Origin of the sequence: Limisphaera sp. 4302-co (genome assembly GCF_049537155.1) — a bacterium.
GTDB lineage: Bacteria > Verrucomicrobiota > Verrucomicrobiia > Limisphaerales > Limisphaeraceae > Limisphaera.
This window is the reverse complement of record NZ_JBMVQZ010000005.1, coordinates 49,665-72,722: the sequence shown is the minus strand read 5'-3', so window position 1 is coordinate 72,722 and position 23,058 is coordinate 49,665. Positions and strand designations below refer to the sequence as shown.

Here is a 23,058-nt window from a genome sequence, read left to right as displayed (position 1 = left end):
CCCGGCGGTTCAAACGGTGGACGGCGCCGGGGTCGGGCGCTCCGGCGAGTCCCCTGTCCAGGTGAACAACCGTTCGTAGGCGTACATGCCCGCGGTATAGGTCAGCGGCACGGTGAAGATCATGCCGATGCAACAGGCCAGAAGCCCGAGGAAGTTGAGGATGGTGGCCAGCGACGCGAGCAGGAACACGTTCCACCAGTGACGGTGCACCACCCTGCGGCTGAGGGTGATCGCCTGCCAGAAATCCAGGCCCTTGTCCATGATCAGCGGCAGGACGAACCACCAGCAGACGCCGAAGTAGATCAGGGGAATCAGGGCCAGGCAGGCGCCCAGCAGAATGAGGAAAGCACCCAGGAACACCAACCCCTTCACTTGTTCGGAGCCCGCCACACAGAGGACGCCGAGCACGGCCGTCACCGCGCCCGGCGCGGCCATCAGGCACAGGAGCAGGGTGGTGACGAGCACTCCGAGAAACAGTTGAAGGAACCGATGACGAAATCCGGCGAACAGATCGCCCAGGTCGCCCGGCTGACCCCGGATGCAACGGAGGACCAGGTAGTAAAGTCCGCCGGTCAGGGGGCCGGTGACCACCCAGGAGAGCAATCCAATCACCATGCCGATGAAGGGAACCTGTCCGGCGCCGGCCAGGCTCCACTGGATCAGCAACCAGATCACGCAGCTGCCGAAGATCAGGCCGGCGGCCGGGCCGGTGATCAGGTGCCACGCCTGCCGGAAACATTCGAAGGGATCCAGTGGGACCCGCCGTTGCTGGACGTTGGGGGCCAGGGGCAGGGTGCCCGGCAGGGTAGCAGTCGGCGGTGGTACCGGCGGTGGCTGCGTGCCGCCCAGGAATGCCGCCAGGTCGGGGTACTGACTCAGCGGGCGCCATTCCGTGGTCCCTTCGGTGCGGACCAGAGTCTGTGCGTTGCAACGGCCCTCGGCGATCCAGGTCTGGATGTCTGCGGCGGAGGCCGGCCCGTATTCCTTCCCGTCGGCTCCGATGACGTAGTACATGGGCGTGCGTGGTTTCGGGCAGGGACCCGGCGCGGGAGTCCCGTGCTGATTTTGAGCCGATTAAGCGGGTGGAACGGGTGTTCGTCAAGCCACGGGGTGGCTGGACCACCAGGGCGGGGTTTCGACCCCTTGCGGGCTGACGGTGCTGCGCACAGGGGAACCGCATTGCAGCGAGGAGCCGTGGCGTTGCGCCGGGCGTTCAACGGCGCGCTTCGAGGAGCGGATCCACGTTGTTGCGGAGGTCGGTCCAATCCCGGGCGGGCCCGCGCGGGTCCAGTCCGTACAGGAACGCCTCGATGTTGGTGTAGCCGTCGCCATCCAGGTCGGTGGAAGCGTCCGCGGGATTCCGGGGATCCAGGCCATGCCGGCGTTCCCACTCGTCGGGCATGCCATCGCTGTCGGCGTCGGGATAAGGTTCGCCGCGGTACTCGGGATAGCCGCCGACCTCGTCGGGGTGCGTGATGATGCCGAGCGGGACGAGGCTGCGGATGCGTTGGATGACGTTGTCGTTGTAACCCACGCTGCGGAGGAGTTCATCCAATCCGGACCACGGTTTGGCCCCGTGGCTTTGACCGGTTCGGACCATGCGGAGGATCCGCTCGTCCACGGGGTCGCGTCGGGGAAGGTATGCTCCGACGTTCTGGAGGACCTCTTCGTAGGCCTCCCCGGCTGATTGGATGCGGAGCGGGGCGTGCGGGAAGGGGGCGCGTGTCCGGATCCTGGCCAGGACGGCAGGCAGGGGATCGCGGACGGGTTCGGGTTGGACGCCGCCGTCCCAGTTGTCGGCGGTGACGCGCGTGTTGCCCTCGATGACGTTGCCGGACACGTAGGCCAGGCCGTAGTTGTCGAGGTTGGTGCGGCTGCGTTCCGATTCGGGTTTGAGGATGCGCCAGGCGACGGGTTCGTCGCGCGGCGTGGCGGGGCCCGGTTTGTAATAGTTGTTGATGATGTTGAAGAAGCTGCGGTGATCGCCGCCGTCCACGGTGCGGTGCACCCAGTTGAAGACCACGTTGTTGACGAAGGTGAAGTCGCCGTACATGCCGACGCTGGGGTTGCGGCCCGAGTTACAGGCCCAGAGGTTGTGGTGAAAGGTGCTGTTGAGACCGCCGAGGGTGCTGCCGAAGGCGTGGTTGTAGGTGTTCAAGGCCTCGCTGAAGATGGAGTACTGGATGGTGATGTTGACGGTTGGCAGCTTGAGCGCCGGGGTGCGCGGATCGTTGTCGTGATCGTACATGTGCCGGTAGAGGGACATGTTTTCGTCCAGTCCCCAACTGGCCGAGACGTGGTCAATGATGATGTTCCCCACGGGGTTGCCACCCAGGGAATCGTCACGGCTGCCCACCCAAACCTGTCCGCGGCGGAATCGCAGGTGCCGGATGATGACGTCGTGTGTGTCAATGGCCACAGTGGCGCCGGCGATGCAGACGCCGTCGCCGGGAGCGGTGTTGCCGGCGATGGTGATGTAGGGGGCGCGGATGTGCACGGGCGATTCGAGTCGGATGATCCCGGCCACGTTGAAGACCACGATGCGGGGGCCGCCGGCTTCGCATGCCTCCCGGAACGTGCCGGGCCCGCGGTCGGCCAGGTTGGTGACGACGAAGACGCGTCCGCCGCGACCGCCGGGTGTGTACATCCCGCCGCCCCATGCACCGGGAAAGGCGGGAATGGACGCGCGGATCAGGTCGCCGGGCTCGTCTGCGTCGGGTCGCCAAGGGCGGCCCTTCCGGGCCCACTCCTCGACGAGGGGCCGGGCCTTCTCCCAGGCGGCGTCGCTCAGCCGGGCTTCCTCGGCCTGGCGCCGGCGGGCCTCTGCTGCCATCTCCTCGGAGATGCGCGGGTACTGGGCCGGGAGCGATGCCGGCAGAAACAGGAGGGCGAGGAGGATGCCCGGGCGGCCGTGCGTGGTCACGTGGGCGCGGCAGGGATGACGATGAGAGCGGGATGTGGGTTTCATCGCGGACGGGGGATGGGCGGTTCAATGTTGTTGAGCGGAACGTTGGGCGCGGCGTTGGGCGCTGATGGATTCGCGCAGGCGCCGTTCTGCGGCCTTCAGGTCGTAGCCCTGGGCCGAGAGGTAGTTGTTGATCCTGCCCTTGTAACGGTTGAAAACCATGTGCTTTTCGCGCGCGGTGCCTTCGTCCATGGCCAGCTCGCGGGCTTCCAGGAGGAGGTTGCGAATGTGCTGCTTTTGTTCGTCCGAGAGCTCGGGCAGCAGGCGCAGGTAAGCCTGGTAGGTCACGTCCACCAGGTTGTAGGTCATGCCGTCCTTGATCCGGTCCACCTGTTCGGGTGGGAGTTCGCGGCCGAGCCGGTCCAGAAAGGCCCGATGCGCCTGATCGAGTTCCTTGCGAACGTCGTCGAGGATCTGTTGGCGGCGTTGCTGCCGCTCCTCCGGGGTCGACGATTGCCGGCCGGCGAGCTCGTCGAGGGCGCGGTCGCGACGGTCATGGATGTGCCGGAGGGTCTGGTACTGCTCCATGAGGATGGCGTGGACGCGGTTGGAAAGTGCGCCGGAATCGAGTTGAAGCGGTGCGAGGATACGGCGGCAACGCTCGGCCACGGCCACCCGGTAGGCCTGTTCTTCGCCGGCCTTTGGATCGGTGGCGGGGGGCGATTGTGCGGAGGCCGACGCGCCTGCAAGGAGCAGGGCCAGCCAGGCCCTTCTCCGCCAGATGGGGCCGGAAGGGTGCAGGGATGGTCGAGTGAGATGGGGCATCATTCGGGCCATAGGTAGATGGTCTCAGTCATGGGCGTGAGCCGGAGCCGTTGGGGATCCAGCACCACGTGTTTGATACGTTGGCGTTTCCAAGTGTAGGTGATGTGGACCAGGCCGTCGGATGTCTGGATGACGGCCGGGTAGGAAAAACCGGCGGGTGCGGCTGGGTCATGTTCCAGCACCAGGGCGGCGAACCATTGGCGGCCGTCCGGGGAGAGGGCCACGTTGAGCGGCGTGCGCATTCGGGGTCGAGCGGCGTGGTTGTAGACGAGCAGGTGACGGCCGTCTTTGAGCGTGAGGGCGTCGGTGCCGGAGCTGGGATTGGGCAGGAGGGTCAACCGCATCGGACCCCAGGTGCGGCCACCGTCGTCCGACCAGATCTCGAAAATCCGCCCCTGCCGGGTCCGGCCGAGGGCTTGGAGCCGGTTTGGATCGTGAACGAGGATGCTGGGTTGGATGGCGGCGATGGTTTTGCCGTCGTTCAGCGGCGGGGTGCGTGTCCAGGTGCGGCCCAGGTCGGAGGTGCGTTCGAAGTGTACGCGCCAGCCTTCGGGGCCTTCGGTGCTGGAACCGCACAGGAGGTCGCCGTTGGGGAGTTGGACCGGTTTGTTCTTGATGGGACCGAGGATGCCGTCGGGCAGAGGGCGTGGTTCCGACCATGTCCGGCCGTCGTCGTCGGAGGTCATCATCATACCCCACCAGGTGCTGGGGCTGGGGCCAACCTTGTAGAAGAGCAACAGGGGGCCTTCCCGGGGTTTGAACAGCACCGGATTCCAAGTGGGGTGGCGTTCCGTTGGGGAGACGACGCCGTTGGCGACCTCGACCGGTTCGGTCCAGCGACCGTTTACGTGTCGGGAGACCCAGATTCCCACGTCCGGATGGCGTTCGTGGGTGCCGCCGAACCAGGCGGCGACGAGGCCCGAGGGTGTTTCTGCGAGGGTGGAGGCGTGGCAGGAGGGGAACGGGGCGGTCTCGAAAATGAACTCGCTGCGGATCAGACCGGGTGTTTCGGCTGATTCAGAGCCCGTGCATGTCATGGCGAACAGAGTCAGTGATCCGAGCAGCCTGGACAAAAGGGCGGCCGGCATGCTTGTGCGGGTGGTGGGAGGTTCGGTGGGCCCGGGGAGTGGGATGTCGGGCCGGCTCTTGTCAGGGCCGGAGGGGCGTTCCGGGGGCGTGCAGGTACAAAAGGGCGGGGTCAGAGTTTTCATGGGCAGACGATGTGATAGCGGCCGCTACCGAGGAGGAGCACGGGTTGTGGCCCGTCCATACGGTGCTCAAGGACACCCGGCGCACGGTCCGGCGGGACGCCGTTGATTTGCACGCGTTCCGGGTGGGCGGCGGGCAGCTCGACCCGCGCCGTGGTGTTCGGCGGGATGCGGATGTCCCAGATGAATCCTGTGTCTGTGCGGCGCCAGTCGCTCTGAACCCCGCCGTACGGGGTGAGGCGGTTGGCCTTGACCCAGACCAGGCCGGGCACGGGTTGGGGCGCCAGGTGGATGAGCTTGTAGCCGGGGGTGTTGCTGTCGGGTGCGATGCCGGCCAGGCATTCGTATAACCAGAGGAGCAGGTCGCCGACCAGCATGACATGGTTGCCCGAGTTCATCCCCGGTTCGGCGGTGTCGCCGTTCCAGAGTTCCCAGATGGTGGTGGCCCCTTGCCGGACCATGTAACCCCAGCTGGGGTAGTTGGTCTGGGTGGCGATGCGGAAGGCCAGGTCGGGCCTGCCGATGTGGGTGAGGGTGCGCATGAGATACTGGCAGCCGATCAGGCCGGTGGCCAGGTGTCCGCGGTTGAGGACCTCGATGTTGTGGACGAGGGTCTGGGCCACGCGGGGCCGTTCGTTTTCCGGAGTCAGGTCGAAGGCCAGCGGGAGGACGCAGGAGGTTTGGGTGCCGTTGTCGTAGCGGCCGTGCTGGGGATCGTAGAAGCGCTGGTGAAAGGCTCGGGCCATGGTGTCGGCCTGTTTTTCCCACACGGCGGTCTCGGCCTCGGGCCGTCCGAGCAGACGGGCATAGTGGGCGAGGAGCCGGAGGTCGTGGATGAAATAGGCGGTGGCGATGAGGGTGGGATCGGTGCGCCGGGCCGGATCGCGTGAGTGGATGAGCTGGGGGTCCTCCGGTGGCACGCACCAATCGCCGTAGCTGTCGCGTGCAATGAGGCCGTTGGTGACGAAGCCGGACATGTACCGGATCCATCGCGCGGCGGCGTCGTAGGTTTCTTCGAGGAAGCGGAGGTCGCCGTACTGCCGGTACAGGACGCCGGGAGCGATGAGGAGGGTGCTGGGCCAGGTGACGTTGTCCGAGTAGATGGGCCAGTAGGGTGGTGCGACGTCGGGCAGGCTGCCGGATGGGCGCTGGGAATCCACGATGTCCTGCAGCCATTTGCGGTAGAAGTTGGCGACGTTGAACACGTGAGCCTCGCCTGCGCATTCCTCGGAGCGATCGCCGAGCCAGCCCTGGCGTTCGTCGCGCTGCGGGCAGTCGGTGGGGATGCTGCGGTAGTTGCCGCGCAATCCCCAGCGGACGTTCTGATAGATGCGGTTGAGCAGCGGGTGGGAGGAGGCGAAATCGCCGGCGCTTTCGAGGTCGTCGTGAACCACGCAGGCGGTGAGTGCGGAGCGGTCGGGTCGGCCCGGATATCCGGTCAGTTCGACGTAACGGAATCCGTGATAGGTGAAGCGGGGTTGGTAGGTTTCCCAACCCTCGCCGCGCAGGGTGTAGCGGTCGGTCTGGCGGGCGCCGCGGAGGTTGGCCATGTCGAGGAGGCCGTTGGGGCGGAGACGTTCGGCGTGGCGGAGCTGGACCGTGGTGCCACGGGGCCCGCGGACGCGGAGCCTGCACCATCCGACGAGATTTTGGCCGAAGTCATAGATGAAGACACCGGGGCGCGGTTCGGTTATGGCCACGGGCTGCAGTTGCTGTGTGATGCGGATGGGTTCGATGGGTTGGGCGGCGAGTTTGCCGGCGGGGGCGGGCATTCGTTGGGCCGGTTCCCATGTGGAATCGTCGTAGCCGGGGCGGTCCCAACCGGTGAGTTCGAGCCGGGCGTCGTATTCCTCCCCGTCGAATTCGCTGTTGCTCCGGATGGGGCCCTGGTCGGTGATCCGCCAGGACTCGTCGCTGACGATTTCTGTGACGGAGCCGTCGGCGTGTTCGATGCGGAGGTGGAGGATCAATTGGGGGAAACCGAAGCTGACGGTGCCGGCATAGACGCGGCTGCGGTCGGCGTGGAAACGGCCGTTGCCGAGAACGACGCCGAGGGCGTTGGTGCCGGGTTGGAGCAGCGATGTGACGTCTTGGGAGAGATAAAAGACACGCTTGTCGTAATGACCGAGGGCGGGGGAGAGGACGGCGTCACTGACCCGTTGGCCGTTGATGTGGAGTTCGGATAGTCCGAGTCCGGACCAGTGGACGAGGGCGCGTTGCACCGGCCGGTCCAGCACGAACTCTTTGCGGAGCCAACGGGCCGGCAGGCGCCGGTCTTCGGCGGTGAGGGTTTCGCCCCATGGTTCCATGCCGGCGGGTCCGATCACGCGGGCCGGTTTCCAGTGACGATCGTCGAAGTCGGGTTGGTCCCAGCCGGGTTCCTCCTGCGGGTGGACCTTCCAGCGGGCGTCGGTGGGGATGATCAGGGGTGGACCGGAGTCGAATTCGATGTAGATGCGGCCCACGACACCGGCGGGTTTGTCATCGCGGAAGTTGGTGCCGGTGAGGCCGAACACGCAGGTTTGGCCCGGCTCGAGTCGCGTGGTGATGTCATTCCACTTGACGCGATGCGGGTCGTTGCGGCGCGCGCCGAGGTCGCGTCCGTTCAGCCAGCCGCGGCATTCGTTGTCGCCGGTGTACTCGAAGATGGCGCGGACGATCCGGCGATCGGACGGCAGGGTGAGAACCAGGCGGAACCAATTGGTGCCTGCGGGCGCGTGGAGAGGATCCGGCACGTCGGGGTGCCAGATCCAGGAGGTCTGGTCCAGGCGGTTGGTGGTTTCGCGACCCGGTTTGCCGATCCAGCCTGCGCGCCACCCGGCAGGGTCGAGGATCCCGATGGTCCAGGTGGCGGGTGGACTCCACGAGGAGACGCGGTCGTGGTTGTCCCAGACGCGCACGCGCCACCAGACCTGCTGATGGGAGTGGAGCGGACGGCCGGCGTAAGGGATCCAGAGGGAACGATCCGAGGGGACGCGTCCGGTGTCCCACAGGTCGGGCTGGTTCCGATCCAGGGCCGCCGGGTCGGATGCTGCCTGGATCTGATACGCGGTTTGGAGGACGTGAAAGCGTTCGGATTCGATGCGCCAGCTCAGGCGCGGGGCGGGTGCGTCCACCCCGCACGGGTCGGTGCGCCCTTCGCAGCGGAGGTCGGTCACACGGAGCCGGTCGGGTGCGGCGACGGTCAGGGCGGCGCACAGGAGCCAGCCCGAAACCGCCAGCCGCCCTCCGTATGGCCACGCCAAGCGAATCCGGCCCGATCGGTGTGTGCGCGGGCGGATGGGCAACGACCTCATGTCTTCACCGATAGCGGATACCGGGCGCGGGGGCAACGAGAGGCGGGCACGGGCGCTGCCATTTTTCATATGGATTTTGACAGGAGCTGCGCGCGGCCCCTTTTGGTAAAGGCGGGTCGGTGAGGGAGGTCCCGGCTTTGCCGGGCGCGGTCTGTATCGACCCGGCGGGGGGCCGCGGCAGGGCGATGGATTTGACACCCGGCACGGGAAGGGATCAGCATGCGCGCATGGCGCGCGAAAAACCCAGGGCGGCCCGGTTTACGGTTTCTGTACCTGCGGGATTGCTGAAGGAGTTGGACCGGATGTCCGCGGAGAAGGGGTACCGCAACCGGTCGTCGGCCGTGGCCGACATGATCCGCGACGAGTTGGTGGAGCACCGGGAGAAGACGGGCCGGGGTGAGGTCGTGGGGGCGCTGACGCTGGTTTACGACCATCACACGCGTCACGTCCAGGAGACGCTTACGGAGCTGCAACATCGGCATCACGACCGCATCATTTCCACCGTGCACGTCCATTTGGACGCGCATCATTGTCTGGAAGTGCTGTTGATGCGTGGACCTGCGCCGGAGATCCGCAGGATCGCGGACGTGCTCATTGCCGCGCGGGGAGTCAAGCACGGCAAGCTGACCGTGACCAGCACCGGCAAGGACCTGCCGGGTTGACCCTGCACGACCGCCTCCCGGCGCGCTCGGGCGGCGACCCGAAAGATCCCTTGCGGGCGCAATGTGTGTGACGGTCCCCGGAGCTCGGAGCATAACACGGGGCGAAACGTCAACCGGAGGTGGCAGGTCCGAGCTTTGGGAGCGGTTCGGGTTCGCGCTTGAACGGTGGCTGCCGGCGTTTAGTGTGGGATCCATGACCTTGGAAGACCACTTGGGCGACATAGTCCGAAAGGCGCGGGCCATGAACGGGGTACGTGTCTCAGATGCGGCTCGTGCCCTGGGAATGACGGAGGCGGAGTGGGAAGAGTTCGAACAGAGCGGGCGCATGCCGCGCCAGGTGGATTGGAAGGCCCTGGCGGAGCGGGTGGGGTTGAACCCGGAGAAGTTGGAGTCGCTCGTGCGCGGCTGGCTTCCCAAGGTGCCTCCGCTGGAGACCTGGCAGGTCCTGCGCCGGTTCACCACACAGGAGGGGGACAACTGCGTGCACGCCTATCTGATTTGGGATCCCGAAACGCTGGAGGCTGCGTTGTTCGACACCGGTTGGGATGTTTCGGAGATTCTGGAGGTGGTGGAGGCGCAGGGGTTGAAGCTGAAGTACCTTTTCTTGACGCACGGGCACCCGGATCACGTGGCGGGTGTGGGCAGGTTGCAGGGTGAGGTGGAGGGCCTGGAAGTGCGGGCGCATCCGAGGCCGGCGCCGCGCGACCTGCCGGATGAGGAGGGACTGTCGGTGGGCCGGTTGCGGATCTGGTGCCGGCCGACGCCCGGCCATGCGCCGGACGGTGTGACGTATGTGATCCGGGGCTGGCCCAACGGTGCGCCGCCGGTGGCGGTGGTGGGCGACGCCATCTTTGCCGGCTCGCTGGGCCGGGGGAACCAGTCGTGGGAACTGGCCCGGCAGGCCGTGCGCGACCAGATCCTGACCCTGCCACCGGAGACTCTCATCTGTCCCGGGCACGGGCCGCTGACCACGGTGGCGGAGGAAAAGGCGCACAATCCTTTTTTCTGAATCACGAGTTTCCGGGATTCGACCTGCCGAATGTCCACCATGGGACCTTTTCTTCCCGGCCGGCTGTTCTCGAGGGGCGGGTGCGCCCCGGAGGGCGGCGAGGAACGACGCGGCCTGGTCTCCGGCTGTGAGTGGTCCACCTTGTCCGGCCTTGCGGGCGGTGCGTCGGCCGAAGAGGCCACCGGCCGTCGGTTGATCCGCCCTGCTGCCACACCATGAGCCAGGGTCTTTCCTCATCGGCCACCCGCCCTGTCGGTCGCTGGGAACGAGTGTTGCGCGCGTGCCTGCTGCTGTCGGGCATGAGCGGTCTGGTGACCGGCATCTGGGGTGGGCTGTTGCGCATCGGATGGAACCTGCCGTTGCCGGTCCATCACGCCAACTGGATCACCTTTCACGGGCCGCTGATGGTGTGCGGGTTTCTGGGCACGCTGATCGGGTTGGAACGTGCCGTGGGTCTGCGTGCGGGATGGACGTGGTGGGCGCCGCTGCTGGCGGGTGTCGGAGGCGTGTTGACGGAGGCGGGTGTTCTGGGTTGGGGACCGCGCTTGTGCATCAGCGCGGGCAGTGCGGTGTTCCTGGCAGTGGCGATCCGGATCCTGATGATCCAGCGGAATCTGGCCAACATTGTGCAGATGCTGGGTGCGGGGTCGTGGTTGGCGGGCAATGTCGCGTGGTGTTTGGATCGGCCCGTGGCGCAGGTGGTGCCGGCCTGGATGGCCTTCCTCCTCCTGATCATCGCGGGTGAACGGCTCGAGCTGACGCGGTTTGCGCCTCCGGATCCCCGGGCGGCCCGGGTGCTGCTGGCATGCCTGGCGGTGCTGGTGGGGGGACTGGTTTTCGAAGCGGCACAACTGCCGGGTCGGAATCTCCTGCTGGGTGCCGCGCTTGCGGGCACGGCGGTGTGGTTGCTGCGATTCGATCTGGCCTGGCGCACGATCCGTTCGCCGGGGTTGCCGCGTTACATGGCGATCAGCCTGCTCAGCGGGTACGGCTGGTTGCTGATCTCGGGCGTGTGGATGGGGTTGAGCTGGCCGCAGACCGCCGGGGTGGCTTACGACGGCATGTTGCACGCCTTCTTTGTGGGATTCGTGTTTGCCATGATCTTTGGGCATGCCCCGGTGATCTTCCCGGCCATACTGGGCGTGCCGGTGGTGTTTCATCCGGCGGTATATTTCTGGTGGGCGGCGTTGCAGGTGTCCCTGGTGTTGCGGCTGGCCGCGGATGGTCTGGGTTGGGCGGCGGGGCGTTCCTGGGGCGCGGCGGGCAACGGTGTGGCCATCGCCGGCTTCCTTTTGACGATGCTCGTGGGGTGGGGACGCGGGTGGTGGCGGGCCCGCCGTGCTGCTGCGCGGGTCGCTTCCGGCCGATGAGTGGGGGGCGCGTTCGGCCGGGTCCGGCTTGGTCGGGTGCGCGAGGGCGAACGGTGGGATTCTCAGAAAAGCTCGAGAGCAAAGAACCCGGTCCGGTGCGTGTCCGGAACGGGCAGGGTCAGTCGAACCACGGGATCTTCCGGAAAGACATCTTCGCGGAGGGTGGTCCACCCGGTCAATGGTGGCACCGGCCGGGGATGGAAAAGGGCGCGGTATCGGGCTCCGGGCACGTGCTGTTCCACTTCGACTTCGAGGGCTGAAGCGTTCAGGCGGACGCTGCGAAAGCGCGGCCGGGGAACCGCCCCGGGCTGCAGAGAAACCGCGAGCCAGGGCCGGGCCTGAAGTGCGGGGTATTCGCGGGCTGCGTAGGTGGCGTGCCCGGCCCACGGTGACCGTGGCGATGGGGTCAGGCCCACGACCAGGTGCCATCCCTGTTCGAGGGCGGCGCGTAGCTGGGGCGTGACGGCCGCGGAGACCTTGCGCCCCGGCTGGGGAATCCAGGAGGCAAGGGGAGGAGGTAGTCCGGGCTGTTCCAGCCAGGTCATCGCTTCTGCCCAGGGCGGTCCCGCTGCACAGGCCAGCGCCTGTTCCATGGTGGAGCCTGCCGCCACAGGCGCGAGTTCCACACGGGCGGAGCGGATGGCCGCGACCCAGTTGGACGGCAGGCGATCGGTTCGCCAGAGCAGGAAGGCCCGGCGTTCGTTGCCGGGTTGGGGGTCGCGGCCCACGGCCAACAAGGCATCGCCGGCATGGTTGTCGGCGTCTCCCGGGGGTTCCCGCACCCAGGTATCGGCTGCGGGTTGAATCCGGATTTGCACCTCCGGGGAGGCGGGAACCAGGCGCAGCTCGAGCATTGCCCAGTCCACGGCCACGTCGCCGTGCACGGCAACGTCGAGCCTGCCGTCGGCGAGCTGCGGGAGTCGATCCTCCAGATCCAGAAGGTAGACTACGGAGCCGTCCGGTTCGGCGGGGCTGTGCGGCAGGTTGTCCACGGGGATGCCGTTGGTGAGGGTGTCGAGGTAGAGGCGGGTTGGGTTGGCGGGGGAAGAGGCCGTGCGCAGACAAATCTGCAGCGCAGCGGCGGCGACGCGAAGGCCGGGGTCCGGCGTCCAGAGAATGGTGAACGGCACCCATTGACCGGGCTGGAATTCGTCCAACTGGCCTACCGGTTGGGTGCCGGCGCGGGCGCGTACCTGTTCGGCCCAGGCAGGGTCCAAGGAGGTTTCTCCGTCGGGTGGGTTGAGCGGGTCGAACGCGTCCGGCAGGCCGGTCCGGTACTCGCGGATTTGGAGGCCCGGCAGATGGAGCCGGTGCTGGAGCTGGGCGTGGTAGAGGCTGCGGGGAAAGACGGGCGCGCCGTGCTGGTCCACCGTGCCCGGGTCGTGCGGCCCGACGTAGACAGTGCCCTCCTTCAGTGTCCCGGCCGAACCGATCAGCCAGTTTCTGGCACCGGGCGGGTTTTGAACGACGAATCCGCGGGCGCGGCTGTTCCAGACCACGCAGTTGGCCCCTGCCCAACCGTGGCCACTGCCGAGATTGCCGCGGTTTTGCACGTTGAGGTCGTGCCCCTGCACCTCCACGTTGTCCCAGAGGGCGCCGGTGGCCCACCGGTGGTGCGGTCCGGCATCCGACCATGCGTTCTCGCTCAGTCCGTCCACGAAGACGTTTGGGCCGGTGGTCAGGGATTGGGTGACGAACTGGTGCCGGTCGTTGCGGGTTCGGCAGTCGCGGACCAGGCAGAGTTCGCAATCGTCCATGACGAAGGCGTATCGCCTGCCGCCGGTGACTTGTGAGACGGGATCCAACCCTTCGCACTCGCTGACGGTCACGTGACGGGCGCCACGGCCGAGGCTGACGGCGGCAAAACCGAAATGACGTGCCGTCACGCGGCGGACCCAGGCATCTTCCACTGCCTGAAGGTGGATGAACGTCCAGGCATGGTCCTCGTCGTCCGGCGCGGTGAAGTCCGATACGCCCTCGAGATCTTCGAGCCCCACGTTGCGGATTCGTCCCTCCCACGTGAAGCGTCGCACCGTGCCGCCGCCGTACCGTGTTTCGATGGCGCAGACGACGGGCGCATCGAGGAAAAGGGTGTTGCCTTCCATCCCGACGATGCGGCGGTCCATGTCGATCTGGTAGCCGGAGGGTTTCCAGGGATTCACCTCCGGCGGACAACACAGCAGGTCCATCCCCAGATCACGGATCCAGGCGTCGTTGGCGTTGCGGCGGACGAGGATTCGGTCGCCCACCGCCAGGCCATCGGTGCTTTCCACGGTCAGTGCGTGCGCGCCCACGGGGACATACGGGTCCGTGATGTCATGGGTGGTGTTTGGCACGGTTTCAGGCGCGCCGCCGCCCGCCACGAGGATGACGGTGCGCCGGGTGCGTCCGGTGGCGCGCAGGAGGGTGCCGTTGGTGCCGCGGCCGGACCCGCGCAGCACCACGCCGCTGGCGCGGATGGTGACCTGGTTGGAAATTTGAAACTCGCCTGGTGCCAAAAGGACCGCCCCGCGGAACCCTGACGCGTCGATGGGCAGAGCGGCCACGGTGTCGAGGGCCTGTTGAATGCGCGCGGTGTCGTCGCCCGGTCCGGGCACGACCACCTGCCGGACGGGCACCAGGGGCGGCTCGCGCTCGCCACCGGCGTAGCCCACGGTCGAGAAATCCGGGATCCGATTGCCGCGCGTGTCGGAAAGACTCCAAACCGCCCCGGCGGGGGAGACCCGGATCCATGAACTCTGGGTTGGGGAACCGGCGGACTGGCCGGAAGCGCCCGTTGCGCCGGCCAGGGCCCAAGCCAACAGGCCGGCGGCCAACGTGGCTGCCAGGGCCCGCCCACGCCCGGATGATGGTGACGGCGGGCGGATCGAACAGAGGCGACGCCTCGGCATCTGGGGCGCACTATGCCTCCACCGGCTGGTGGAGGAAATCCGACGTTTGTTGGAGGGACCGCCCGGAGTTTGACCGGGCAGCCCGAAACCCGGGAAACCGCCCGGAGCTTTCGGCTGCGAGCCTGAATTCGCGTGATGGACGGCGGGTCAGGCGCGACCGGCCTCGGCGCCGGCCAGTTCCCGGCGCAGTTCATCGAGCATGGTTTGCAGGCGCCGGCCGTATTCGACGAAGTTCTTGCGCAGCGCCTCGTCGTTGGCGGCGGCCTGTTTCGGGTCGTGGAAGACGGCCACCATGTGGGGTTCGATGCTGATGCCGGCGTCGTAGCCGCGGGCCAGGGCGTCCCGCAGGATGTCGCGGACACGGCCCTGGCCCTCGCCGGGCCAGTGGTAGCTGGCATCGTTGCGTTCGGGCACCCAGGTGGCGTCCTTGACGTGGATGTGGACGACGTGATCGCGTATGTGTTCCCAGAACTCCCAGGGATCCTGCCGGGGCCATGGTTTGGGTTTGGAACGGTCGGGGTTCAGGATGGGGTTGGCGGTGTCGAAGACCCACTTGAGCCCCGGGCATTTGTCGAGCAGCTCGAGGGCGTGTTGCCAGCTCATGCCGCCGTAGTTCATGCAGTTTTCGTGGACGGGCTGGAGTCCTTCGTCCAGGAACATGCGGGTGACGTCGCGTACGCGTTCGAACACCTTCCTGGGGATGGTGTACTCGTCGTCGCCGGGTTTGAAACTCATGATGCGGATGTACCGGGCGCCGGCGCGTTTCATCCTGGGGATGGCGCGGCGGACTTCGGCCAGTGTGACCTCCCACGGGGTGTCCGGTGTCTTGGCCCAGTTCATGATGGTGGAGCCGAAGCAGTAGACCTGGATGCCCGCGCTCTCAAGTTGGGCCAACGCCACGTCGAAAGCGGCGTCCGGGATGTCATGGAAGTTGCCCTTGGGATGACCGGCCACTTCCACCGTGCGCGGCTCGATGTGCCGCCAGTCCAGTTCGCGCAGGGCGGCGATCTGGCTTTCGATGCGCACGCCCGCTTCGTCGCCTATGCCCATCAGCATCATGGTTCTTCCTCCTGCTCGACAAACGGCGGCAGGGAGACCGGCGCCGGGCCGGCCCCCGCCGCGGGTTCAACGCCGGAACGAAGCCGAAAAATCGGTTGGTTCCACCTCCACGACCTGTTTCCGGACCTTCGAGTTGGCGATCAGCTCCTGCAGTTTTGCCTCCCAGGCCGCGCCGTCCATGGGCAGCTGCAGTGTCCGGTCCAGCAGCGCGGAGAAGACCACCGCATTGGCCAGTTCCACCGAGTGAATCCCCTCGGGCCCCGGAGCGATCAACGGTTCGCCGTCCAGGATGGCATTGACGAAGTTCTGCACGATGATGGCGTGGGGCAGTGTGGCGTCGGTGAAGGGGATTTCCACGTTCCACACTTCCGGTTTGGCAAACGGACTCCCGGCGGTGCGACTGAACTCGATCATGTCCGCCTCGTTGCGGATGAACCGGAGCCGGTTGTCTTCCAAAACGGCCTTGCCGCGTGTGCCGGCGATCTCCAGCCGGTTGGTGCCCGGTGCCTCGCCCGTGGAACCGAGGAACACGCCGGTGGCACGGTTCGACCATTCCAGGTAGGCGGTGACGTTGTCTTCCACCTCGATGTCGTGGTACCGGCCGAACTGGCAGAAGCCGCGCACCCTGGCGGGCATGCCGCAGAGCCACTGCAACATGTCCAGGTTGTGCAGGCACTGGTTGATGAGCACACCACCGCCCTCGCCCTTCCAGGTGGCGCGCCAGCCCCCGGTGGCAAAGTAGAGCTCCGGCCGGAACCAATCGGTGTTGATCCAGTTCACCCGGACGATCTCGCCCAGCTCGCCACTGGTGATCAGGCGGCGGAGCTTCTGGTAACGCGGCTCGGTCCGGAGCTGGAACATTGCCGCGAACACCTGCCGGGGCCTCTGTTGCGCCGCAGCGATGAGGCGTTCGGCGTCCGCCTTGTGGGCCGCTATGGGTTTTTCGACCAGAATGTGCAGACCCGCCGCCAGCGCGGCGATGCCCAGCGTGACGTGTTGATAGTGCGGCGTGGCGATGAGGACGGCGTCCACCTCGCCCGAGCGGAACAATGCCTCCGGCTCGGTGAACCGTTTCAGGCCCGGATAACGCTCGGCAGCCTTCCCGCGACTGCAAACCGCCACCAGCTCGCATCGCCGGACCCTGCCCTGCAGCAGGTAATCGGCGTGGTAACGGCCGATGTTACCCAGTCCGACGATCCCCAGACGCACCTTTTCCATGTCCGTCACTTTACGAAGCTGCCCCGTCCCGCCAAAGCAAAACCGTGCCTGCGCCGCGGGCCGTTTGGGATCCGACGGGCTGTGGACGCTCTGCCAGCGCCCATCCCGGCGGAGGGCCGCCGCCGGGGACGGGTGGGACCGGCCGCGGTCCTTTGCGCTTGTCTGCGTGGTGGAACGACCTAGTTTCCGGTCCGTGCTCGAACGATTGATCCGCCAGGTGAACGAGGGCGGGGTGTTGACCCGCGAGGAGGTCCGCGGCGCCGTCGAGTGTCTCGTGGACGAGCGTGTTGCGGTGGAGACCAAAGCCGATTTTCTCGCCGCTCTGGCCCGCCGGGGTGAGACCCCCGAGGAAATCGCGGCCTTTGCGGACGAACTGCGCAGCCGCGCGGTGGAGCCTCCACTGGATCCGGGTTGGCGCAGCGGACGCGTGATTCTGGACGTGGTGGGCACGGGTGGGGATCGTGCGGGTACGTTCAACATTTCGACGACCGTGGCCCTGATCTGCGCCGCGGCCGGCGTGGCGGTGGCCAAGCATGGCAACCGGGCGGTCACCTCCCGGGCCGGCAGCGCGGACGTGCTGGAGGCGCTCGGGATCCCGGTTCAGACCACACCGGAACAGGCCGTGGAGAACCTCCGGCGACACGGCTTCGCCTTCTTTTTTGCGCCGCTGTATCATCCGGCCTTCCGCCATATCGCCCCTGCGCGGAAGCTGTGCGCCGAACGGGGTCAGCGGACCCTGTTCAACTACCTCGGCCCGCTGTTGAACCCGGCGCGACCGGATGCGCAACTGATGGGCGTGGCGCGGCCGGAGCTGTGTGCCCCCCTGGCGGCGGTGTTGCAGTCGCTCGGGATCCGGCGCGGCGCGGTGGTGTGCGGCGAGTTGCCCGGCAGCGGGCCCGAGACGCGCGTCTGGGTGGATGAGCTTTCTCCGGCCGGACCCACCACGGTTGTGGTCTTCGGCACGGGCGGTGCAGAGGCCGCGGCCATCTGGCCACGGCCGGCCCGTGCCCGCCTGGTCACAGGTCCCGGCGATCTGCAGGGTGGCGACGCGGCGACCAACGCCGCGATGCTCGAGGCGTTGCTCCAGGGCCGCGACCGCGGTCCGCGTCGTGAGGCCGTTCTTTACAACGCGGCCGTGGCACTCTGGGTGGCGGGCGCGGCGGGATCGGTGGAACAGGGCTGGTTGCTGGCCGAGCAGGTCGTGGACGACGGACGAGCAGCCCGGAAACTGGAGGAACTTCGACGGTCCGCGGCGAGTTCCTCATCCCCTGCCTGATGCCGACCGAACGCGCACAAGCCGGCGGAGGGCGTCAGGGCAACCATCCGGCTGTCCGGACCGCCCGGCTTGACGAAGCGGCCGGTTTTGTCGTTCCCTCGCCAGCCGCATGACCAACGAGGCCCGGAACCAACCGAGGCGTCCCACCGCCTGGCTGCGCCGCCTGTACGATTGGACCGTGCGCTGGGCCGAGCGACCCGGTGGGACCTGGGCGTTGTTTGCCATCGCCTTCATGGAATCCTCGTTTTTCCCGGTGCCGCCCGACGTGTTGTTGCTGGCGCTGAGTGTGGGTGCCCCGCGTCGGGCCCTGTGGTTTGCGCTGGTTTGTTCCGTGGGCTCGGTGTTGGGCGGCATGTTCGGCTACCTGATCGGGCATTACGCATGGGAAGCGGTTCGGGGCTGGTTCATCCCGTACATCTTCTCGCAGGCGGCCTTCGACAGGGTGGCCACCTTGTACAACGACAATGCCTTTCTGGCGATCTTGTCGGCGGCCTTCACGCCCATTCCGTACAAGGTTTTCACGGTCGCGGCCGGTGTGTGCGGGGTGGATTTGTGGACCTTGGTTGCCGCCTCGGCCATCGGGCGGCCTGCGCGGTTCTTTCTGGTGGGCGGTGCGGTTTACCTGTTGGGTCCCCAGGTCAAGTCGTGGATCGAAAAGTATTTCGACTGGCTGGCCTGGGCGCTGCTGGCTCTGGGCATCGGCGGCTTCGTGGCCTTGAAGTATCTGAGATGAGGGCGCGGATGCGATGCGACCTTGTGTGATCGCCAATCCGGTGGCCCGGGGAATGCGGCGGGTGGGGGGCGAGGGGTTGCGAACGCTTTGCGGACCGGATACCGCCATCCGGTGGACGAGCGCCGCAGGAGAGGCCCGGGCGCTGGCAGCCGCCGCGGTGCGGGAGGGATTCGATCTGTTGGTGGCCGCGGGCGGCGACGGGACGGTCAACGAAGTGCTCAACGGGATCGGTGACGTGCCCGGTGGATTCGAACGCGTGCGGCTGGGCGTGTTGCCGCTCGGGACGGCCAACGTGTGGGCGCGGGAGCGGGGACTGGACCTGGATCTGGCGCGGGCGTGGGAAAGGTTGAGGGAAGGGCGGGAACGACGTGTGGACCTGCCCTGGGCGGAGTGGCAGGAAGGCGGTGCGGCCGGGCGCCGGTTTTTTGTGCAGTTGGCGGGGGCGGGTTGGGATGCCCTGGCGATTGAACGGGTCCGGGCCGGATGGAAACGGTGGTTGGGGCCCTGGGCGTACGTGTGGGCGGGATGGGAAGCGCTGCAGGCCGGTTGTCCGCTGGTGACGGCCCGACTGGCCGAGGTGTGCATGAGCGGTCCGTGGGTGTTGGTGGGCAACGGCCGGTTCTACGGCGGGCCGTTCGAGTTGTTCCCGGGCGCATCTGCGGAGGATGGCTGGTTGGATGTTTGCGTGGTGCCGCGGTTGACCTTGGGGATCGCCGTGTGTGGCGGTCTGTCGGTGCTGTTGCGGCGCCGACTGCCCGGGCGGTGGGTCCGGCGGGGCCGGACGCAGCGGTTGGAATTGTCGTCCGAATCGCCCGTGCCGTTCGAAGTGGACGGCGAACGCGCGGGGCGCACACCGGTTACTTTCGGGCTTACGCCGGGGGCGCTGCGGGTGGCGGTGTGAAAGTTCATGGGTCCGGCCGGGGCTTGGAGGCTCAGCGGGGGCCTCAGCGGCCGGGTTCGAGGAAGGTGCGGGCGCGGGGATCGGACAAACGTGGGGTTGAACGGAAGCGCCCGGCTCCGGCACGATGCGGATCGTGAGCACGACCAGCAAGGCGCCGGCGGGGCTGCCCCTGAGCGGGCAGGTGGATCGGGAGGCTCTGGAACGTGAGGTGGCCGAGTTGCGCGCGTTGGAGGCGTTGCCGTGGCCACGGAAGGCGCTGGGGTATTTGAAGCGGACGGGGCCGGGTCTGTTGCAGAGCGCCATGACCCTGGGGGCCGGCAGTGCGGTGGCGTCGGTGGTGGCGGGGGCGTCGTTCGGCTACGACCTTCTGTGGGTTCAGCCGGTGGCCATGCTGCTGGGGGTGTGCATGCTGGCGGCATTGGGGCACGTGGTGTTGATGACGGGTGAACGCCCGTACCGGTTGGTGGCGCGGGAGCTGCATCCTTCCCTGGCGTTTCTCTGGGCGTTGGCCACGGTGGTGGCCTCGGTGATCTGGCATTTTCCGCAGTACGGCCTGGCGGCCGGCGCGGCGCGGGACCTGGCGGAGCTGGCCGGCTGGCCGGTGTACGCCGTGGATGCGGCTGGGGCACGGCGGTTGACGGGCGCGGGTTACGCGGTGAGTTTCGGGACCGGTTTTTTGTTGCTGGGCGTGTCGCTGGCCACGGTTTGGAGTTACGGCCGGCGCGGTGCGGGGATCCGAGTTTACGAGTGGTTTTTGCGGGGTGTGATCCTGCTGGTGATCCTCTCGTTTGCCACGGTGGTGGTTTGGACGGGGGTGGACTGGGGGGCGTTGGTGCGCGGGTTTTTCGGTTTCACGCTCCCGCGCACGGCCAACGGGGTACAAACCGTGTTGGGTGCGATCGGCGCCGCGGTGGGGATCAACATGACCTTCTTGTACGGGTACTCGCTGCTGGCCAAGGGCTGGGGACCGGTGCACCGGCCGCTGGCGCGGTGGGATTTGGTGATGTCCATGCTCGTGCCGTTTGTACCGGTGACCTCGCTGATCATCATTGCCATGGCCAACACGGTGTACGATCCGGCGCGGGCGGGGATCGTGCGGACGGACCTGCGGCCGGTGGACGCGGCGCAGGCGCTGGTGCCGGTGATGGGCGCGAACGTGGGGCGGATCGTGTTCGATCTGGGGTTCATTGCCATGACCTGCGGGGCGATCAGCGCCCACATGGTGGTGTGCGGGTTCACCGTGTGCGAGATGTTCGGGCTGGAGTACACGGAGAAGCGGTATCGGATGTTCACGCTGGTGCCGGTGGTGGGGTTGCTCGGGGTGGTGACGTCCACGCCGTTGTGGATGCCGGTGGTGGCGTCGGCGATCGCGTTTGCGATGTTGCCCATCGCCTACGTGACGTTTCTGGTGCTGTACAACCGGCGCAGTTGCGGCGGGGCGGGGTTTGCGGCGACGCCGGGCCGGCTGGTGTTCAACCTGATTCTGCTGGTGGCCGTGGCGCTGTCGGTGGTGGGTGCCGGCGTCCAGCTCAAGACGCGGGTCTGGGATCGGCTTCCTTTGCTGTTGGGCCGACCGGCAGCGATGGTGCCGGGCCGTCCGTTGCCAACGGTCCGGGCAGACGTGGACTGCCGGGCCTTTGGGCTTGTCGGGCACGCAGAGGCTCGGTTCCAATGCGACCGGGCCTGACATTCGAAGGAGCAACGAGGATATGAAGAAGTTGGTGATTCGACCTGCGGGAGCGGCCCCGGCCGTGGGACCCTACAACCACGCGGTGCGGGTGGGCGACCTGTTGTTTTGTGCGGGACAGATTCCGGTGGACCCCGCGACGGGGCAACTGGTCGAGGGCGACGTCCGAGCGCAGACCGAACGGGTGCTGCGGAACGTGGAGATCGTGCTGAAGGATCAGGGTCTCACGTTCGACGATGTGGTCAAGACGACGGTGTTTCTGACCGACCTGCAGGATTTTGCCGCGATGAACGAGGTGTACGGGCGGTTTTTCACGCGCGATCATCCGGCCCGTTCGACGGTGCAGGTGGCGGCGTTGCCCAAAGGTGCGCGGGTGGAGATCGAGGTGATCGCCTGTTACGGCCACGGGGCCGGGTCCTGAACCGGGATCTGTCGGGGCGGGCCGGCGGGCGGACGACCCGCCGTGGCCGGTCGCGAACGGTGTGCCGGGGCCGGGCCCGTGGGCGGGGAGCAGGGAGACCTGGTTTATGGAGTGGTTGATCGGTTTCGTGCTGGGCGCGTGCGCCGGCGGGGTGTCGGTCTGGCTGTGGGCGCGCAACCGTGCCCAGGCGGGCGATCTGCGCCTGGAGAACGAGTTGCGCGATCAGGTGCGCCTCCGGGAGGAGGAACTGGTGCGACTGCGAGCGGAAATGGCCGAGCTCAGTCGTGGAAAGGCCGCGGCGGAGGCCGAGCGGGACGCCACGCGGAGGTTGATGGCGGATCAGCAGCAGTTGCACGAGCGCGCCCTGCGGGAGCAGCAGGAATCGCATGAGCGTGCCCTGCGGGAGCAGCGGGAGTCGTACGAGCGTGCGTTGCGCGAGTGGCAGGAGGCCCGCGAAAAGGCCCTGGCGGAGGTGCGCGAGGCGTTCAAGGCTCTGAGCGCCGAGGCGTTGAAGGAGAGCGCGCCGGCGTTCCTGCAATTGGCGGGTCAGATGCTGGGCAGGCTGCAGGAGGCGGCCAAGGGGGATCTGGCCCAGCGTCAGGAGGCGATTCGCGCGCTGGTGCAACCGTTGAAGGAGCAGTTGGAAGCGTATCAGCGCCGTCTCCAGCAGGCCGAGAGCCAGCAGTCGGTGGTGCTGGGCGAGCTGCGCAAGCAGTTGGAAACCCTCTCGCAACAGAGCCAGATGCTGGCCCAGGAGACGCAGCAGTTCCGGATGGTGCTGCGATCGAACCCGGCACGGGGTCGCTGGGGCGAGGAAACCCTGCGGCGTGTGGTGGAGGCCGCGGGGATGAGCGCGCACTGCGATTTCGTGGAGCAGGTCAGCGGGGCGGAGGGGAAACCGGACCTGATCGTGCATCTGCCGGGCAACCGGGTGATCCTGGTGGATGCCAAGGTTCCGGACCTGGACTTTTTGTCCGCGCTGGACGAGGCGGACCCGGCCCGGCGCGCGGCTGCGTTGGCGGCTCATGCGCGGAAACTGCGGCAGACGATCACCGACCTGGCCGAGAGGGATTATCCCCGGCAGTTTCCCAACGCCCTCGATCACGTGGTGCTGTTTTTGCCGGCCGAATCGCTGTTCAGCGCGGCGCTGGAGGGTGACCGTGAGTTGATCGTCTGGGCGGCGCAACGGCGGATTCTGCTGGCCACGCCGGCCTCGTTGATCGCCTTGCTGCGTTCGGTGGCGGTGAGCTGGCAGCAGCACGCCCAGACGGAGAACGCCCAGCGCATCGCGCAGGCGGCGCGTGACCTGTACGAGCGGGTGGTGACCTTCACGCAGCACTTGGAGAAGCTGCGTGCAGGGTTGGAACGGGCGGTGACCGCCTACAACGATGCGGTCGGCAGTTTCCAGGCAAGGGTCCGACCGGCGGGGGAAAAACTGGCGGCGTTGGGTGGTGGCGCGCCGGGCAAGGACCTGCCCGAACCGGAACCCATCGCGCAGGGGCTGCGGTTGACGACCGGGAACAGCGGTGCCGGCCGGACCGCCCCGGATGCGTAGCGCAGCCTCCGGCCCCGGTCCGCCCCCGGAAACCGGCTGCAC

The 23,058-nt window shown here is 67.3% G+C and carries 17 protein-coding genes; 9 read left to right on the top strand and 8 right to left on the bottom strand.

The features are described from left to right. Positions 1 to 9 precede the first annotated feature (9 nt). The 5 genes from ACPDIX_RS07035 to ACPDIX_RS07015 form a co-directional block, all read right to left on the bottom strand. Entirely contained in the window at positions 10 to 1,014 is a 1,005-nt protein-coding gene (locus tag ACPDIX_RS07035; protein WP_423431072.1) for a GYF domain-containing protein, read from the bottom strand. A gap of 199 nt (positions 1,015 to 1,213) precedes the next feature. Next, on the bottom strand, positions 1,214 to 2,833 hold the full coding sequence (locus ACPDIX_RS07030; RefSeq protein WP_423431177.1) for a pectate lyase family protein: 1,620 nt from the start codon (positions 2,831 to 2,833) through the stop codon (positions 1,214 to 1,216). 156 nt (positions 2,834 to 2,989) lie between these two features. Further along, entirely contained in the window at positions 2,990 to 3,733 is a 744-nt protein-coding gene (locus ACPDIX_RS07025; RefSeq protein ID WP_423431071.1) for a DUF3826 domain-containing protein, read from the bottom strand. Continuing rightward, positions 3,730 to 4,767, bottom strand: a complete 1,038-nt coding sequence (locus ACPDIX_RS07020) for a sialidase family protein (protein ID WP_423431070.1) — start codon at positions 4,765 to 4,767, stop codon at positions 3,730 to 3,732. The genes ACPDIX_RS07025 and ACPDIX_RS07020 overlap by 4 nt, the downstream gene beginning before the upstream one ends. Before the next feature lie 170 nt (positions 4,768 to 4,937). Beyond that, positions 4,938 to 8,234: a family 78 glycoside hydrolase catalytic domain gene (locus tag ACPDIX_RS07015; RefSeq protein ID WP_423431069.1), complete on the bottom strand. Its 3,297-nt coding sequence runs from the start codon at positions 8,232 to 8,234 to the stop codon at positions 4,938 to 4,940. A 227-nt stretch (positions 8,235 to 8,461) separates the two neighbouring features. On the opposite strand from ACPDIX_RS07015, the gene nikR reads away from it, so the two are divergent. The 3 genes from nikR to ACPDIX_RS07000 all read left to right on the top strand — a co-directional run bounded on the left by nikR (position 8,462) and on the right by ACPDIX_RS07000 (position 11,275). Beyond that, entirely contained in the window at positions 8,462 to 8,896 is a 435-nt protein-coding gene (gene nikR, locus ACPDIX_RS07010) for a nickel-responsive transcriptional regulator NikR (protein ID WP_423431068.1), read from the top strand. A 61-nt stretch (positions 8,897 to 8,957) separates the two neighbouring features. Next, positions 8,958 to 9,905, top strand: a complete 948-nt coding sequence (locus ACPDIX_RS07005; RefSeq protein ID WP_423431067.1) for an MBL fold metallo-hydrolase — start codon at positions 8,958 to 8,960, stop codon at positions 9,903 to 9,905. A gap of 299 nt (positions 9,906 to 10,204) precedes the next feature. After that, the gene (locus ACPDIX_RS07000; protein ID WP_423431066.1) at positions 10,205 to 11,275 is read left to right on the top strand and encodes a hypothetical protein; all 1,071 of its coding nucleotides are present in this window, start codon (positions 10,205 to 10,207) and stop codon (positions 11,273 to 11,275) included. 62 nt (positions 11,276 to 11,337) lie between these two features. Here the strand turns inward: ACPDIX_RS07000 and ACPDIX_RS06995 are convergent, their stop codons facing one another. The 3 genes from ACPDIX_RS06995 to ACPDIX_RS06985 all read right to left on the bottom strand — a co-directional run bounded on the left by ACPDIX_RS06995 (position 11,338) and on the right by ACPDIX_RS06985 (position 16,443). Then, entirely contained in the window at positions 11,338 to 13,929 is a 2,592-nt protein-coding gene (locus ACPDIX_RS06995) for a hypothetical protein (protein ID WP_423431065.1), read from the bottom strand. A 384-nt stretch (positions 13,930 to 14,313) separates the two neighbouring features. Further along, positions 14,314 to 15,225 carry a sugar phosphate isomerase/epimerase family protein gene (locus ACPDIX_RS06990; RefSeq protein WP_423431064.1) on the bottom strand — a complete coding sequence of 304 codons (912 nt, stop codon included), beginning with the start codon at positions 15,223 to 15,225 and terminating at the stop codon, positions 14,314 to 14,316. Positions 15,226 to 15,291: 66 nt separating this feature from the next. Further along, on the bottom strand, positions 15,292 to 16,443 hold the full coding sequence (locus tag ACPDIX_RS06985; RefSeq protein WP_423431063.1) for a Gfo/Idh/MocA family protein: 1,152 nt from the start codon (positions 16,441 to 16,443) through the stop codon (positions 15,292 to 15,294). A 193-nt stretch (positions 16,444 to 16,636) separates the two neighbouring features. On the opposite strand from ACPDIX_RS06985, the gene trpD reads away from it, so the two are divergent. The 6 genes from trpD (at position 16,637) to rmuC (ending at position 23,016) form a co-directional block, all read left to right on the top strand. Next, entirely contained in the window at positions 16,637 to 17,719 is a 1,083-nt protein-coding gene (trpD, locus tag ACPDIX_RS06980) for an anthranilate phosphoribosyltransferase (protein WP_423431062.1), read from the top strand. A gap of 109 nt (positions 17,720 to 17,828) precedes the next feature. Beyond that, positions 17,829 to 18,452, top strand: coding sequence for a YqaA family protein (locus ACPDIX_RS06975; protein ID WP_423431061.1), 624 nt, complete (start codon positions 17,829 to 17,831; stop codon positions 18,450 to 18,452). Positions 18,453 to 18,465: 13 nt separating this feature from the next. Then, entirely contained in the window at positions 18,466 to 19,353 is an 888-nt protein-coding gene (locus ACPDIX_RS06970) for a diacylglycerol/lipid kinase family protein (RefSeq protein WP_423431060.1), read from the top strand. A 133-nt stretch (positions 19,354 to 19,486) separates the two neighbouring features. Further along, positions 19,487 to 21,040, top strand: a complete 1,554-nt coding sequence (locus tag ACPDIX_RS06965; protein ID WP_423431059.1) for a divalent metal cation transporter — start codon at positions 19,487 to 19,489, stop codon at positions 21,038 to 21,040. A gap of 22 nt (positions 21,041 to 21,062) precedes the next feature. Beyond that, complete coding sequence (locus tag ACPDIX_RS06960) at positions 21,063 to 21,461, top strand: RidA family protein (protein WP_423431058.1); 399 nt, start codon at positions 21,063 to 21,065, stop codon at positions 21,459 to 21,461. A 106-nt stretch (positions 21,462 to 21,567) separates the two neighbouring features. Further along, positions 21,568 to 23,016 carry a DNA recombination protein RmuC gene (gene rmuC, locus ACPDIX_RS06955; RefSeq protein WP_423431057.1) on the top strand — a complete coding sequence of 483 codons (1,449 nt, stop codon included), beginning with the start codon at positions 21,568 to 21,570 and terminating at the stop codon, positions 23,014 to 23,016. Positions 23,017 to 23,058 lie beyond the last annotated feature (42 nt).

What these genes read in the sequence shown, in the direction of transcription:
- ACPDIX_RS07035 (WP_423431072.1), bottom strand. Translation starts at nt 1,014, where the DNA reads ATGTACTACGTCATCGGAGCCGACGGGAAGGAATACGGGCCGGCCTCC.
- ACPDIX_RS07030 (WP_423431177.1), bottom strand. Translation starts at nt 2,833, where the DNA reads ATGGCAGCAGAGGCCCGCCGGCGCCAGGCCGAGGAAGCCCGGCTGAGC.
- ACPDIX_RS07025 (WP_423431071.1), bottom strand. Translation starts at nt 3,733, where the DNA reads ATGATGCCCCATCTCACTCGACCATCCCTGCACCCTTCCGGCCCCATC.
- ACPDIX_RS07020 (WP_423431070.1), bottom strand. Translation starts at nt 4,767, where the DNA reads ATGACATGCACGGGCTCTGAATCAGCCGAAACACCCGGTCTGATCCGC.
- ACPDIX_RS07015 (WP_423431069.1), bottom strand. Translation starts at nt 8,234, where the DNA reads ATGAGGTCGTTGCCCATCCGCCCGCGCACACACCGATCGGGCCGGATT.
- nikR (WP_423431068.1), top strand. Translation starts at nt 8,462, where the DNA reads ATGGCGCGCGAAAAACCCAGGGCGGCCCGGTTTACGGTTTCTGTACCT.
- ACPDIX_RS07005 (WP_423431067.1), top strand. Translation starts at nt 8,958, where the DNA reads ATGTGTGTGACGGTCCCCGGAGCTCGGAGCATAACACGGGGCGAAACG.
- ACPDIX_RS07000 (WP_423431066.1), top strand. Translation starts at nt 10,205, where the DNA reads ATGAGCGGTCTGGTGACCGGCATCTGGGGTGGGCTGTTGCGCATCGGA.
- ACPDIX_RS06990 (WP_423431064.1), bottom strand. Translation starts at nt 15,225, where the DNA reads ATGATGCTGATGGGCATAGGCGACGAAGCGGGCGTGCGCATCGAAAGC.
- ACPDIX_RS06985 (WP_423431063.1), bottom strand. Translation starts at nt 16,443, where the DNA reads ATGGAAAAGGTGCGTCTGGGGATCGTCGGACTGGGTAACATCGGCCGT.
- ACPDIX_RS06975 (WP_423431061.1), top strand. Translation starts at nt 17,829, where the DNA reads ATGACCAACGAGGCCCGGAACCAACCGAGGCGTCCCACCGCCTGGCTG.
- ACPDIX_RS06970 (WP_423431060.1), top strand. Translation starts at nt 18,466, where the DNA reads ATGCGACCTTGTGTGATCGCCAATCCGGTGGCCCGGGGAATGCGGCGG.
- ACPDIX_RS06960 (WP_423431058.1), top strand. Translation starts at nt 21,063, where the DNA reads ATGAAGAAGTTGGTGATTCGACCTGCGGGAGCGGCCCCGGCCGTGGGA.
- rmuC (WP_423431057.1), top strand. Translation starts at nt 21,568, where the DNA reads ATGGAGTGGTTGATCGGTTTCGTGCTGGGCGCGTGCGCCGGCGGGGTG.